Origin of the sequence: Mycobacteroides franklinii (assembly GCF_002013895.1) — a bacterium.
In the GTDB taxonomy this organism is placed as follows: Bacteria; Actinomycetota; Actinomycetes; order Mycobacteriales; family Mycobacteriaceae; genus Mycobacterium; species Mycobacterium franklinii.
Map to the genome: position 1 here is coordinate 41,574 of NZ_MAFQ01000007.1, position 13,973 is coordinate 55,546.

A 13,973-nucleotide genomic window follows, 5' to 3' on the forward strand; every position below is an offset into this window, starting at 1 on the left:
CTACAAGGAAAATGGGGCAAATCGGAGTTGACGACGCACGAAGAAGAACTGCAGGCCGAGCGGGAGTACATCGCTGGACTGTATGAGCTGCTCGACGCTGAACGCGCACGCGTGAAGGGCAGGTACCGCAGCGCTCTGCGCGGGCCCGTCGATCAGCAGAACGGTGCCGCGATGGTCGAGCGCGACGACGAAGTGCGCGCACTGGCCAGCCTGGCGCAGCGCCTCGATGTCGCAGATGACGGGCTGTGCTTCGGCCGGCTGGACGCCGTCACCGGCGAGCGCTCCTACGTTGGGCGCATCGGACTCCTGGATCAGCACAACGACTACGAACCGCTGCTGATCGATTGGCGGGCGCCCGCTGCGGAAGCGTTCTACATCGCTACCGGTGCCAACCCGGAGAACACCCGGCGTCGGCGCCAGTTCCGGACCCGGGGACGCCACGTCGACGACTTCATCGACGAAGTCCTTGTGGTCGGTTCGGACGGCCGCTCGGAGGGCGAAGATGTCGACGGGGAACGCGGGAGCATGAGTGATGCGGCGCTGCTGGCCGCGGTCAACGCGCCCCGTGGTGCCGGGATGCGCGACATCGTGGCGACCATCCAGGCCGAACAGGATCGGATCATTCGGCTCGATCATCCGGGCGTGCTGGTCATCGAGGGCGGTCCCGGTACAGGCAAGACCGTGGTGGCGCTGCACCGCGTGGCCTATCTGCTGTACACCCAGCGCAAGCGGATGGAACGCCACGGAGTGCTGGTTGTTGGTCCGAATGCTGCTTTCCTGAGCCATATCTCGCGCGTATTGCCCTCGTTGGGTGAGACGAACGTGGTGTTCACCACGGCGGGCGATCTGGTGCCGGGGCTCAAGGTCACGGCAGAGGACGAGGCGGAGCCCGCGCGGCTCAAGGGCTCGCTGCAGATCCTGGACGTGCTCGCGGCGGCGATCGCAGACCGGCAGCGGGTGCCCGAGAGCCCGCTGCCTATTCAGCTCGCCGATGTCACGGTGCGCATCGATGCCGATATCGCGCAGTGGGCCATCGAAGAGGCGCGCGCGAGCAAGCTTCCGCACAACGAGGCCCGAACGGTCTTCACGGATGTGCTTACCTGGGCGATCACCGAGCGGGCCATCCCGCGCATCGGTAAGGGGTGGCTGACCCGCGAGGACCGTAAGGCCTGGGAGCATCTGCGCGCCGAGTTGCTCGACGAACTGGGTGACCACGAGGGATTCGCCGCCGCCCTCGACCAGCTGTGGCCCATGCTGACACCTGAGACCCTCTTAGCGGAGCTCTACACCGTGCCTGAGCGGTTACGGGCTGCGGGTGCGGACCCGGCGCTGGCGCGTGTCGTCGGCGACGCATGGACGGTCTCAGACGTTCCGCTGCTCGACGAGCTGGTCGACCTGGTGGGCCGCGACAAGGCGGCCGAAGAGGCCGCCGAACGCGAGCGCAGGGCAGAAGCCGAGTACGCCGCGGGTGTTCTCGATCTGATGACCGGTCGCGAAGACATGATGGACGACGAGGACCACCTTTTCGCCACCGATCTGCTGGGTGCCGAGGATCTCGCGGAACGATTCACCGAACGTGACACCCGTGACCTCGTCGAGCGTGCCTCGGCAGACCGGGATTGGACCTACGGTCACATCGTGATCGACGAAGCCCAGGAACTGTCCGAAATGGACTGGCGAGTGTTGATGCGCCGCTGCCCAAGTCGTTCGTTCACCGTTGTCGGCGATCTGGCTCAGCGCCGATCGGTAGCCGGTGCCACGTCGTGGGACGTGGTGCTGCAGCCGTATGTGCCCGGGCGCTGGCTGTACCGGCCGCTATCGGTGAACTATCGCACTCCCGCCGAGATCATGGCCGTCGCGGCGGCGCTGCTGGCCGAGTTCGCGCCGGGTACTCAGCCGCCCGAATCCGTCCGTTCCTGCGGAGTCCTGCCGTGGTCCAGGCATCTCGCCGAGGGCGAATTGCCAAAAGCCATAGAAGAATTCGTGCTCGACGAGGAGGGTCGGGAGGGCACCAGCGTGGTGATCGGGCCGCCGGGTGTGCCGGGCACCGTCCCGGCGTCGGAGACCAAGGGACTGGAGTTCGATGCGGTGCTGGTCGTGCAACCGGAACGGATCCTGGCGGACGGTCCGCGCGGCGCCGCTGAGCTCTATGTGGCGCTCACTCGCGCCACCCAGCGACTGGGCGTGCTGCACGTGGCGCCGCTGCCTCAGCCGCTTGTCGGTCTCACCGAAAGCACAACCGGCCCAGGTTCGGATCGCCGGGTCGTGCCAACGAGCGTCGCTCGATAGGGCAGGATGGTCCGCGAGATAGATGGAGCCGTCGCGGCACTCGGTGGATCCGGGGCCCGATGGCTTTGCTTGTGCAACGGCTTTGTCGAGCCTGTACCGAGGAGGCGTGATGACTCGCGATGTGAGCCGCACCGGATATAAGCGGGTGCTGCTCAAGCTCGGCGGCGAAATGTTCGGCGGGGGAGCCGTCGGCTTGGACCCTGATGTGGTTCACAGGGTGGCCAGCCAGATCGCTGAAGTGGTTCGCAGCGGTGCCGAGGTTGCGGTCGTGATCGGCGGCGGCAACTTCTTCCGCGGTGCGCAGCTACAGCAGCGCGGTATGGAACGCACCCGCTCGGACTATATGGGCATGCTCGGCACCGTCATGAACAGCCTTGCGCTGCAAGACTTCCTGGAGAAGGAAGGCATCGTGACACGCGTGCAGACAGCCATCACCATGGGGCAGGTCGCCGAGCCGTACATCCCGTTACGGGCCAGGAGGCATTTGGAGAAGGGGCGCGTCGTCATCTTCGGTGCAGGCATGGGCCTGCCGTATTTCTCCACCGACACCACTGCCGCGCAGCGCGCACTGGAGATCGGCGCCGAGGTGGTGCTCATGGCCAAGGCGGTTGACGGCATCTTCACCGATGACCCGCGCGCCAACCCCGATGCCGAATTCCTGCCGGAGATCACGCACCGCGAGGTCATCGACCGCGGGCTGCAGGTTGCCGATGCCACCGCCTTCAGCCTGTGTATGGACAACCGCATGCCGATCCTGGTGTTCAACCTGCTTACCGAAGGGAATATCGCCAGGGCGGTCGCAGGTGAGAAGATCGGAACGCTGGTGACACCGTGATGAGCCGCTTGCGCGAAGATCGTCAAATACTGATGAGCCGCTCGCGCGACGAACATCACGCACAGATGGGAGATCAATCGTGATTGACGAGGTTCTTCTCGATGCTGAGGAGAAGATGGAAAAGGCCGTAACGGTCGCCCGTGACGACTTCGCGACGATTCGGACCGGGCGTGCCAACCCGGGCATGTTTCAGCGGGTGGTCATCGACTACTACGGCACCCCGACCCCGATCACGCAGGTGGCCGGCATCAACGTGCCCGAGGCACGCATGGTCGTCATCAAGCCGTACGAGGCCAACCAGCTTCGGGCCATCGAAGAGGCCATCCGTAACTCGGATCTGGGCTTGAACCCGAGTAACGACGGCAGCATCATTCGTGTTGCGATCCCGCAGCTCACCGAGGAACGCCGTCGCGAGCTCGTCAAGCAGGCCAAGGGCAAGGGCGAGGACGCCAAGGTGACCTTGCGCAACGTCCGGCGCAAGGCCAATGACGAGCTCAACCGGATCAAGAAGGACGGCGAGGCCGGCGAGGACGAGGTAGGCCGCGCGGAAAAGGATCTGGACAAGACCACCGCCCAGTACGTGAACCAGATCGATGAGCTGGTGAAACACAAAGAAGGCGAGCTACTGGAGGTCTAGGGCCGCCGGTAATGACGACCATGGGAGACACCGACGCGGCTCCGGCCCCTGGCAGCAGCCCTGCGCCCCCTTCGGGAGCGAAGTCCCGGGCCGGACGCAACCTACCGGCCGCTATCGGGGTCGGGGTTGCGCTGGCCGCCCTGATCATTTTTTCGTTGCTGTACCAGAAGGAAATCTGGGTCGGCATCATCTCGGTCTTCCTGGGGATCGCGATGTGGGAGGTGACCAAGCGGCTGCGGCAGGCCGATATCTTGGTTCCGTTCATCCCGCTGTTCATCGGCGGACAGGCCATGATCTGGCTGACCTGGCCATGGGGAACCGCGGGCTCGGTCGGTGCCTTCGCCGCGACCGTCGTGGTCTGCATGATTTGGCGACTGTTGAGTCAGGGGCTGGGCAGTCAGCCGGTGAATTATCTGCGTGATGTCGCCGTCACGGTTTTCGTCGCCGCATGGATTCCACTGTTCGCGTCCTTCGGCGCGCTGCTGGTCTATCCACACAACGGGGCGGAGCAGGTGTTCTGCCTGATGCTCGGTGTCACGTTCTCCGACATCGGCGGATATGCGGCGGGCGTCCTGTTCGGTAAGCATCCGATGGCACCCGCGATCAGCCCGAAAAAGTCATGGGAGGGCTTGGCGGGTTCACTGCTGGTGGGTACCACGGCCTCGACGCTCGCGGTGACGTTCCTCCTCGGACATCACCCGTTCGTGGGTATCGCTCTGGGCGTCATGCTCGTCATCACCGGGACACTGGGGGATCTGGTGGAGTCGCAGGTCAAGCGCGACTTGGGGATCAAGGACATGGGCACACTACTGCCCGGTCACGGCGGCATCATGGATCGTCTTGATTCCCTGCTGCCATCGGCAGTCGCTACCTGGATCGTGTTGACGCTCTTTATTTAGGTGATGTCGGCGCTTCGGTACAACGCTGTTTGATAGATGCCGCTGACGGTGGCTCCGTACAGCACTGCGATCGCGATCCACAGCCCTCCGGACAGCCCGAGCACTCCGGACAACACTCCATGTCCCACCGCAGCGGCGGCGAAGAGCATGCCCACCCCGGGCGACACCAGTATCAGGATGAAGATTCGCAGGCCGAACTGGGCAAGGATGTTCTTGGACAGCATGCGCCGCAGCGCCCTCGCGCAGGCTTTGGTGGCCTCCACGGCGCCGACGTCTCGCACGACGATTGTCGGCAGCACCTGAAACGAGACCGCCCGCCACATCAGGTCCAAGAACCGTCCGATGAACAGGACGTGGACGAGGCTGCCGACGTACAGCAGCTTCTCGTCGATGATGCCGAAGCCCCATGTGACAGCGGTGTCGATGAGCACCCAGGGCAGCAGGCGTGTGCGGTAGCGGCGCGCGGCGGCCAGGCCGCGGGCGAAGCTTGGCACTTCACCCTCGAGAGCGGCGTTCGTCTGTGTGATGAGGGCCGTCTGCCAGAACATCGCGAGATACAACAGGATGACGTAGTCGATGGCCAAGGCGGTCCGGACGAACTGCGGCGAGGTCTTGTCAATGTTCGGCGGTAGCAGCAGACCCAGCGCGATGAGGGCGACGATGAACACGGCGATGCTGATCGCGGCCGCGATAGGGAAGTACATGAGTGCCTTGCGGCGACACGGGAGACGTGTCGCTGATCTGAATATGTCCCACGATGCTGACAGCGCATGGAAAGAAGCCACACCGATTCCCCTGGCAATTAGTTACTCTTGTTACATAAGTTACCAGTGTGACAACTGAGGTTTAGGGATGCGGGCAGCGCGCCCCGCGGATCGGGGATTGCGCACGCGCGCCTGTCTACTTTTAGCGCGTTTTGAGCGCCTGGCGCAGATCCACCCCAGCGAACGGCCCCGGTACCTGGCCGTCGACCGTGAATCGGTACAACGCCGTCTGGAAAATCCCGGTGAGTGCGGCACCGACCACGGAGGCCACCAGGATCCAGAGCACACCGAGCACCGCCAAAACGCCGGTCACGGCGGCTATGTTCGCTGCCACTCCCAGGTAGATCAGGCCGATTCCGGGTAGTGAGAGCATCGCGGTGAAAAAGTTCAGGCCCACAATGCCGACGACGTTTTGCCCCCAGGCGTGCTTGAGGGTTTCCTTGGTCTTCTTGATGGCGTCGATCGCCCCGAGGTTCTCCAGCACGATGGTGGGCAGCACCTGGAAGGAGACCACGCGCCACGCGACATCGAGGAATCTCCCGATGAAGGGCACCCGTTCCTCGATGGCGCTGATGATCCATGAGACAACACCGGTGATGAGAACCCAGGGGAGGAGACGACCTCCGCGTTGGCTTGCCGCCGAGATGCCGGCGGCAACGCTTGGATCTCTGCCCTCCAGTGCGACGTTCGCCTGCGAGATCAGTGCCGCCTGCCAGAAGGTCGCGACGTACATCACGATGAAGAAACCGATGGCGAAGACGGGGTAGAAGAGCGGCGGAACCGAATCGCCGGTCGTCGCGGGCAATAGCAGGACTCCCAGGGTCACCATCCCGACCAGTACCAGCAACGAGCTAAGGCCGGACAGCAGGGGAAAAACCGCGAGCTCCTTGCGCGAACTCAACACCTTCGCCGACGTCTTGAAGATTCGCCACGATGTCGACAGTGTGCTGGCAAAGGCCATCGGATTCCCCCTGGTCATTGACGGATAGTCAGGCCAAGATACCAGTGCGCTAGCTACCGGGTCGGGTGGCTGGTTTGATGGAAAGATGCCTCGCCGCGACGTTCAGATCCCCACACCGGATGGGCAATGCCCGGCAACCCTGCACCTGCCCGACCAGCCCGGCCCGGCGGTGATCCTCTATCCCGACGCCGGCGGCGCCCGCGAAGTCATGCGCGAGATGGGCGATCGGCTCGCGGCCTTGGGGTATGTGGCGTTGGTGCCCGATGTGTATTACCGCGAAGGCACGTGGAAGCCATTCGATTTGGCGACCGCGTTCGGCGACCCGGAAGAGCGCGGCCGCCTGTTCGCGACAATGGGGACGCTCACCCCGGACCGGATCGACGCCGACGCGGGCGCTTTTCTGGACTTCCTTGCCCTCCAGCCTGAGGTGACCGGCCACACCGTGGGCCTGACCGGTTACTGCATGGGTGGTCGAATCTCGTTGCGGATCGCGGCGACTCACGCGAATCGGGTGGGTGCGGTGGCGTCGTTTCACGGCGGCAATCTCGCCAACGCCGACGACCCCAACAGCCCACACCACCTGGCCGACCGCATCGCCGGCGTTGTGCTGGTCGCGGCCGCCGAGGAGGACGCCTCCTTCCCGCCCGAGCAGGAGCAGCTGCTGGCACAGGTACTGAGCGACGCCGGGGTGCGCCACACCATCGAGACGTACCCGGCCAAACACGGATTCGCCGTCGCGGACAACGCCACCTATGACGAGGCCGCCGCGGAACGACACTGGAAGGCCCTCGAAGAGCTCTACGGCGCTCACCTGGGTTCGTAGGCCGGCCCGGTCGGAGCGGAGCGACAAGGAGATCTGGTGCTGTTCGAACCGAGGCTGCGGGCCGGAATCCGCGACGGCACCATCTCGGTGGCCTATCGGCGTTGGAAACGCCCCCAGGTGAAGGTGGGCGGGCGCTATCGCGTCGGCTCCGACCGAATCCGCTCCATGGCCGAGTTCGACTTCATCGAAATTGATGCTGTTGGCGCGATCATCGCACGCGATATCGACGATGCCGATGCGTTATTGGCCGGGTACCCGTCCGCCGCGGCGGCGCGAAGTGATGTCGGCGCAAATGGGGATGATCGATTGTATCGCTTGGCATTTCGCAAGATCGATATGGCAGATCCGCGGGCGGAGCTGGCTTCTTCGGCGGCGCTCTCGGTCGAAGATCTCGCCGAGATAGATGCCCGATTGGATCGGATGGATCGCAGTGCCAAGCCCGGTCCGTGGACCCGGGAGGTGCTCCGAGAGATTGCCGACCGCCCGGAAGTGCGTGCGAAGGACCTCGAATCTTGCTCGCGCTGGCCCGATTTGGCGACCTTCAAGGTGCACGTGCGCAAGCTCAAGAACTTGGGTCTGACGCTCAGTTTGCCGGTGGGCTACCGGCTTTCACCGCGCGGTGTGGAGTACCTGGCCCGGTCGTCGCGCTAGCAGCTGAATTCGCTTCCGTTACCTTCGGTGGGGGTGGCTTCCTTCAGGCAGCCGAAGGGCTCGATTCCGGCGTCGCTGATCCGAATGGCGGACTTGGCCTGGGTGTTGGCGCAGAACAACCCGGAAGTCTCGCTGCGGCAACTGAACTCCCCGAACGACAGACGGCCGCCGTAGTCGAGCGGATTGCCGTCACCGCTCTGGAAGGGGCCCGGGTCGCCGTGTAGTCCGCCCACCGTGACCTGGTGGCCGCTGAAATCGGTCCAGCCCGGGACCCAGTTGCCCTCGGTGTCGGCAGGCTTTTTCGGCGGGTTCGTCAAGTTGACCAGGCAAGACAGCGTGCCCGGCTGGATGTTGTCGGTCATGCAGCGTGTCTTGCCCGACGGGGTCTTGAACGCGACGTTGTCGCCGAGATCGGTCTTTTGCCCATCCTGGCTGGTGGCCGCGTGGAAGTTTGCGACGTTCACCGGCGCGCCCTTGGAAATCCACTGGGCCACAGCGTCATACGGCGCACCTGCCACAGGCTCTGGTAAGTCGACGGGAGTCTTGGTGGTGGTTGTGGTGGGCGCCTTGCTGGTGGTGCTGCTGGATGGAGATTGACTTGATGGGGGAGTGGTCGGCGAAACCGATGCTCCTTGGGAGCATCCGGCGACCAGGAGCAGTGTTCCCAGCAGGGTCAGACCGTCACGTAACAGGGCACGCATGCAGCCAGGCTAGCTGGCCGCCGCGGGCGCAGGGGTAGGCGCGGCGGTCGCTACCTCGATTGTCGGCCGGGGCGGAGCATCGGCGGCCTGGGCGGGCCGGCTTGCCCGAGCATTGAGCCAGCATGCGAGAGCACCGATCACCAGCCCTATTCCCATACCGACATCCAGCCGCTGGCCAAGCAGAATCCAGGACAACAACCCGGCCACGGCAGGGATGATGCAGAACAGCATTGCCACCGCGGCCGCACCGAACTTGCTCACCGACCGCACATACAGCGATGTGCACAGGGTGGCGTTGAGCAACACCACCGCCGCCACGGCGCCGGCCGCCTGCCATGCATCGTGAACGACGCTGGGGGTCAGGAGGGCCAAGGCGCCCGCCGGGAGCAGCCCGGCGAGGTTCTGGATAGCGCTGTTGACGCGAAAGTCGACATCGGCGCAAAAGCGTTGTTGATAGACACCGCCCGCGGCCAGGCCCAACAATGCGACCAGGAGCAGCACCAGCACGGTGTCGACTCCGCCGGTGGCGAGCAGCCGGTGCACGCATGCGGCAAGGACAGCCACCACGCCCAGTGCGAGGGCAACAAGTCGCCGGCCGTTGAGGCGCTCACCCAGGAATATCGCGGCCAGCACCGCGGTGACAACGGGATTCATCGAGATGACGACCGCGCCCAATACCGCCGGCGCCCCATGATCGAGGGCCTCGTACAGCGCGCAGAACTGCACGGCCTGCATGAGTAGTCCGGTGATGATGACGTGGCCGAGTTGCCGGCCGGTTGGCCAGACCGACCTCGCCACGAGCGCCCAGCCGGCCAGGATGGTTCCGGCGAGCGCGAAGCGGGCGACCAACACCAGCATCGGCGTCATGGCGGACACCGAGAGCGCCCCGATCGGGTAGCCGAGCGCGTACAGAAACGTGAGTGCCGCGGCGGAGGACCTCGTCATGGGCACGGTCATCTTCTGCATGACTGCCATGGTGGTGGCTCGAGGTGGCCGGTGTCCAACGATGATTACCAATCAAAATCAATCGCTGATGCTTATCGATTAAGAAGCGAAATATGTGCCAGCTCGATGCTCTACTGCTGAAGATTGAAATATTGATCAGGTCTTGTGATCGGGCTACGGTGTCGATATGGCGAGTTCCACGCTCGATATCGCGCCGCTGCGGTCGCTTGTCGCGGTTGCGGACTGTGGCGGATTCCACCGCGCCGCCGCGGTGCTGCACCTGACCCAGTCCGCGGTCAGTCAGCATGTGCGCAAGCTGGAGGCGGCGATCGGGGAGCCGGTGGTCCGGCGTTCCGGGCGCGGCGTGGTGTTCACCGACAAAGGTGCGCAGTTGTTGGCACATGGCCGCCGAATCTTGGCCGCACATGACATTGCGGTCGATGATCTGGTGACGGGCCGGGAGCGTCCCCTGGTTTTGGGTGTCACCGAACACGGTGCGGACTTGATCTTGCCGAGCATCACCACGGCCTTGCGGAGCCATCTTCCGGACTGGTCGGTGCGCGTGCGGTTCGACCGCAATCTGTATCTCGCCGAATCGGTGGACCGGGGAACCATGGACCTGGCAGTCATACTCGACGGTTCGGGCCTGGACCGCGCCAACGCGGTGGGCACCGTTCGTCTGCAATGGGTGGCGGCGCGCGGTTACCGGGTGAGTTCCGGTGGGCCCCTGGCTGTCATGACCTTCACCGAACCGTGCACCCTGCGCGCTCCCATGTTCAGTGCGTTGCACACGCTGGGTCGCCAGTATCAGATCGTCGGTGAATCACCGGATTTGTCGGGGCTGTACGCGGGCCTGCGGTCGGGACTCGGCATGGCGCTGCTGCCCATCATCGGTTGGTTGCCCGACGGCATTGCGCCCGTGGACTCCATGCCCGCGGCGAACCTGGCGACGCTATCGGTCGTCGGCCGCCGCGGGCTGGACCCCGTGGTGTTTAGCGCTGTTGAACAAGCTGCCCGCGAAGCTCTTTCGGGAGCAGCGGCGGCTATCGCCTAGCTCGTTCCCGCTGAGGGTTTGCGTTCGGCTCGGAGTACCGTGTCGGCGATATCGAACTCCTCGTCGTCTCGTGTGAAGGTCCGGTTCCGTGATTCGGCGACGAGGACGTTCCACTGGTCCGGGTCAAGGGTGTCGGCGATGTCCTCCGCCGTGAAGTACCAGTCGGGTAAGTCCGGTCGTCCTATCGCTGCTTGCATGTCCGACGGATGGTGCCCCACGATCAACAGCGTGCCCCCGGGGGCCACGGCGGCGGCCAGCGCCGCGAACACCGGCTCACGAAGTTTTGTTGGCAGGTGCATGAAATGCGATGTCACCAAATCGAATTGTCGACTGGGCTGCCATGTGGTCAGGTCGGCCTGGGCCCACGCGATCCGGTTGGCCAGCTCGGGATCGGTCTTCACGGCGTTATCGGCGGCACGGCGTAGCGCGGTCTCTGCGAAATCCATGCCGGTGACCTGCCAGCCCCGCTGTGCGAGCCAGATCGCATCGCCGCCTTCACCGCAACCGGCGTCCAGTGCGGTCCGCGGAGGCAGCGACGAGATCTCAGTCACTAGTTGCGGATTGGCGTTCCCGCTCCACAGCGCATCGTGCGATTGGTAGAACTCGTCCCACGACTTCTCGTCGGACGGCGGGTTGTTGTGATCATGCATGTTGTAGCTCCCTGGCGTCGGCGACCGCAAGGTCGGCGTTGATGGCGGCGGCGGCTTCGTTTCCGGCCGCCGCCGATGTGATGACCTGTGCCTTGATGTCTGTCACGTTTCCGGCGGCGTAGATACCGGGAACCGCGGTGGCGCCCCTGGTGACCGGAAGGTAGGTCCCTAGGAGATGGTCGCCGAGTCGCATCTCCTGCGCGGTAAGGCGCACGGGGGCCAGCATGTCGATGCGCGCCGAGACCACGGTTGCCACGACCAGTGCTTGACACGGAACCGTGTCGCCGGTTTCCAGTTCGAGCCCGGAGAGTGCGTCATCGGTGATTCGCAGCCGTGCCACCGGCCCGTCGACGACGCCGATATCCCTGCGAGCCAACTGGGCGGCCTCATCACGCGATAACGGGAAATCGTTGTGCCGCACCAAGGTGACGTCGTCACTGACCTGACGGAAGATCAGTGCGTGGTGGACTGCCAGGGGGCCGGTGCCCAGCACGGCGATCGCACGATCTCGCACTTCCCACCCGTGGCAGTATGCGCAGTGCAGAACGTCGCGGCCCCAGCGCTGCGCCAATCCCTCGACATCGGGCAGTTCATCCACCGCTCCGGTGGCCACCAGTACCCGCCGTGCGAGCACGGTGGGCTCACCATCGAGCGATACGTTGAAATGGTTGTCCGCGTGGGATATCGATGCGACGCGCCCGTCAAGGAAGCTCGCGCCGTATTGCGCCGCCTCATCGCGACCGATGCCAAATAGCTCGGCCGGGGGTGTCGATTCGCGTCCCAGGTAGTTGTGGACTCGATCCGCAGGCGCGTTGCGGGGGCGGTGGTCGTCGATCACGACGACCGACCGCCGCGACCGGGCGAGCGTGATGGCGGCCGATAGTCCTGCAGCCCCACCACCGATGATGGCGACATCCCAGAGTTTGTTCATGGCACCACTATTGGCGCAGATTTGCGAGATACGCAAGCTTTCTTGCCAAAGTGGCAACCCGAGGGTCACCATGGACCCTATGGACGACCAAAATCAGCGCATGGAAGCGGTGCTCGATGCCCTGGGGCCGCGGCTGCGGGCGTTGCGTCTGCATCGTCAGGTCACTCTGGCGCAATTGTCGGAGACGACGGGTATCTCCGAGAGCACGTTGTCGCGTCTGGAATCCGGCCAGCGCCGCCCCACCCTGGAGCTCCTGCTGCTACTGGCCGAGGCGCACCAGGTTCCGCTCGACGAACTGGTGAACGCTCCCGCCACGGGAGATCCGCGCGTCCATCCCAAGCCGTTCAAGCGGAACGGATCGATCTACCTGCCGTTGTCGCGCCGACCGGGCGGCGTGCAGTGCTTCAAGCAGATCATCCCGCCCCATTCGCCGAAGGGGGAACCGAATATGAAGGTCCACGAAGGCTACGAGTGGATGTATGTGCTGTCGGGGAAGTTGCGGCTGCTGCTCGGTGAGCTTGATCTCATCCTGCCCGCGGGCGAGGCCGCCGAGTTCGATACTCATATCCCGCATTGGTTCGGTAATCCGACCGACAAACCCGTCGAGGTATTGCACATTTTCGGCCCGCAGGGGGAGCGAATGCATGTGCGGGCACGTTCTGGTTCCGGGGACCAGTGATCAGCTGAGATACTGGTAGCACTATGTCTGCCACCGAGGGTCCCGCTGCTCCGTTGCCGCTGGTCTTCGATGCGCCGCGCCGGGCCATGCCGCCGCGCCATCTGGCGGATATGACCCTCGAGCAGAGTCGCGATGTGGTGACCGCATTGGGGCTTCCGGCATTTCGCGCCAAGCAGATCGCCAACCAGTACTACGGACGGCTGGTGGGTGATCCCGCGACGATGACCGACCTGCCGGCGGGTGCACGCGATGGCGTGAGCGAAGCGCTGTTTCCCCGCCTGCTTGATCCGCTGCGTCAGGTGGCGTGTGATTCCGGCGATACCCGAAAGACCTTGTGGCGCTTGCATGACGGCAGCACCGTGGAATCGGTGCTGATGCGCTATCCGGATCGCAACACATTGTGCATCTCGTCTCAGGCCGGCTGCGGTATGGCGTGCCCATTCTGTGCCACCGGCCAAGGCGGATTGACCCGCAACCTGTCGGCCGCCGAGATCCTGGAGCAGGTCCGTGATGCCGCGGCATCCTTGCGGGACGGCGAGTTGCCGGGCGGACCGGGCCGGTTATCGAACATCGTCTTCATGGGCATGGGGGAGCCCCTGGCCAACTACAACCGGGTACTCACGGTGTTGCGTAAGATCACCGCGCCGCCCCCGGAGGGTTTCGGCATATCGCAGCGTGGTGTCACGGTGTCCACGGTGGGGCTGGCGCCGGCCATCCGGAAGCTGGCCGACGAGGGGCTCGGTGTCACACTCGCGGTTTCGCTGCACTGCCCGGACGATGAGCTGCGCAACACCCTGGTGCCGGTCAATACCCGGTGGGCCATCAGCGAGGTGCTTGAGGCTGCGCGCTACTACGCCGATGCCACGGGGCGGCGGGTGTCGATCGAGTATGCCCTCATTCGTGATGTGAACGATCAGCCGTGGCGTGCCGACATGCTCGGCAAGAAGTTGCGAAAAGCCTTGGGGCAGTTCGTTCATGTGAATCTGATTCCGCTGAACCCAACGCCAGGCAGCAAATGGGATGCCAGCCCCAAACCCGTTGAGCGCGAATTTGTACGACGTGTCCGCGAGCAGGGGGTCTCCTGCACGGTGCGTGATACCCGTGGCCGCGAGATTGCCGCCGCGTGCGGCCAGCTGGCCGCTTCCGAACGCTGA

At 64.6% G+C, this 13,973-nt stretch carries 15 protein-coding genes; 9 read left to right on the forward strand and 6 right to left on the reverse strand.

The features are described 5' to 3' along the window. Nucleotides 1-27 precede the first annotated feature (27 nt). The 4 genes from helR (at nt 28) to B4393_RS12960 (ending at nt 4,660) form a co-directional block, all read left to right on the forward strand. Nucleotides 28-2,289, forward strand: coding sequence for an RNA polymerase recycling motor ATPase HelR (gene helR / locus B4393_RS12945; RefSeq protein ID WP_109558304.1), 2,262 nt, complete (start codon nt 28-30; stop codon nt 2,287-2,289). 109 nt (nt 2,290-2,398) lie between these two features. Beyond that, complete coding sequence (gene pyrH, locus B4393_RS12950; protein ID WP_030094003.1) at nt 2,399-3,124, forward strand: UMP kinase; 726 nt, start codon at nt 2,399-2,401, stop codon at nt 3,122-3,124. 79 nt (nt 3,125-3,203) lie between these two features. Next, complete coding sequence (gene frr, locus B4393_RS12955; protein ID WP_078278223.1) at nt 3,204-3,761, forward strand: ribosome recycling factor; 558 nt, start codon at nt 3,204-3,206, stop codon at nt 3,759-3,761. A 20-nt stretch (nt 3,762-3,781) separates the two neighbouring features. Then, the gene (locus B4393_RS12960; protein WP_078334689.1) at nt 3,782-4,660 is read left to right on the forward strand and encodes a phosphatidate cytidylyltransferase; all 879 of its coding nucleotides are present in this window, start codon (nt 3,782-3,784) and stop codon (nt 4,658-4,660) included. Here the strand turns inward: B4393_RS12960 and B4393_RS12965 are convergent. After that, nucleotides 4,657-5,445 carry a DUF6159 family protein gene (locus tag B4393_RS12965; RefSeq protein WP_078334510.1) on the reverse strand — a complete coding sequence of 263 codons (789 nt, stop codon included), beginning with the start codon at nt 5,443-5,445 and terminating at the stop codon, nt 4,657-4,659. The two genes, B4393_RS12960 and B4393_RS12965, sit on opposite strands and share 4 nt — an antisense overlap. Before the next feature lie 121 nt (nt 5,446-5,566). After that, a complete protein-coding gene (locus tag B4393_RS12970; RefSeq protein WP_078334511.1) occupies nt 5,567-6,403 on the reverse strand; it encodes a DUF6159 family protein in 837 nt (278 codons plus the stop codon). A 67-nt stretch (nt 6,404-6,470) separates the two neighbouring features. On the opposite strand from B4393_RS12970, the gene B4393_RS12975 reads away from it, so the two are divergent. After that, nucleotides 6,471-7,208, forward strand: a complete 738-nt coding sequence (locus B4393_RS12975; protein ID WP_078334512.1) for a dienelactone hydrolase family protein — start codon at nt 6,471-6,473, stop codon at nt 7,206-7,208. Nucleotides 7,209-7,244: 36 nt separating this feature from the next. Further along, nucleotides 7,245-7,859, forward strand: coding sequence for an ASCH domain-containing protein (locus B4393_RS12980; RefSeq protein WP_078334513.1), 615 nt, complete (start codon nt 7,245-7,247; stop codon nt 7,857-7,859). On the opposite strand, the gene B4393_RS12985 is transcribed toward B4393_RS12980, so the two are convergent. Together B4393_RS12985 and B4393_RS12990 are read right to left on the reverse strand one after the other, a co-directional pair. After that, nucleotides 7,856-8,560, reverse strand: coding sequence for a hypothetical protein (locus B4393_RS12985; RefSeq protein WP_078334514.1), 705 nt, complete (start codon nt 8,558-8,560; stop codon nt 7,856-7,858). The genes B4393_RS12980 and B4393_RS12985 overlap by 4 nt on opposite strands. Nucleotides 8,561-8,569: 9 nt before the next feature. After that, complete coding sequence (locus tag B4393_RS12990; protein ID WP_078334690.1) at nt 8,570-9,526, reverse strand: DMT family transporter; 957 nt, start codon at nt 9,524-9,526, stop codon at nt 8,570-8,572. Nucleotides 9,527-9,692: 166 nt separating this feature from the next. Here B4393_RS12990 and B4393_RS12995 point away from each other — a divergent pair, with 166 nt between their 5' ends. After that, nucleotides 9,693-10,559, forward strand: coding sequence for a LysR family transcriptional regulator (locus B4393_RS12995; protein WP_070940224.1), 867 nt, complete (start codon nt 9,693-9,695; stop codon nt 10,557-10,559). Here B4393_RS12995 and B4393_RS13000 read toward each other — a convergent pair. Together B4393_RS13000 and B4393_RS13005 are read right to left on the reverse strand one after the other, a co-directional pair. Next, a complete protein-coding gene (locus tag B4393_RS13000; RefSeq protein WP_078334515.1) occupies nt 10,556-11,209 on the reverse strand; it encodes a class I SAM-dependent methyltransferase in 654 nt (217 codons plus the stop codon). The genes B4393_RS12995 and B4393_RS13000 overlap by 4 nt on opposite strands. Then, nucleotides 11,202-12,140, reverse strand: a complete 939-nt coding sequence (locus tag B4393_RS13005; protein ID WP_078334691.1) for an NAD(P)/FAD-dependent oxidoreductase — start codon at nt 12,138-12,140, stop codon at nt 11,202-11,204. Before B4393_RS13005 ends, B4393_RS13000 begins: the two co-directional genes overlap by 8 nt. Nucleotides 12,141-12,240: 100 nt before the next feature. On the opposite strand from B4393_RS13005, the gene B4393_RS13010 reads away from it, so the two are divergent. Beyond that, nucleotides 12,241-12,819, forward strand: coding sequence for a helix-turn-helix domain-containing protein (locus B4393_RS13010; protein ID WP_078334692.1), 579 nt, complete (start codon nt 12,241-12,243; stop codon nt 12,817-12,819). A 23-nt stretch (nt 12,820-12,842) separates the two neighbouring features. Then, entirely contained in the window at nt 12,843-13,973 is a 1,131-nt protein-coding gene (gene rlmN / locus B4393_RS13015; protein WP_078334516.1) for a dual-specificity RNA methyltransferase RlmN, read from the forward strand.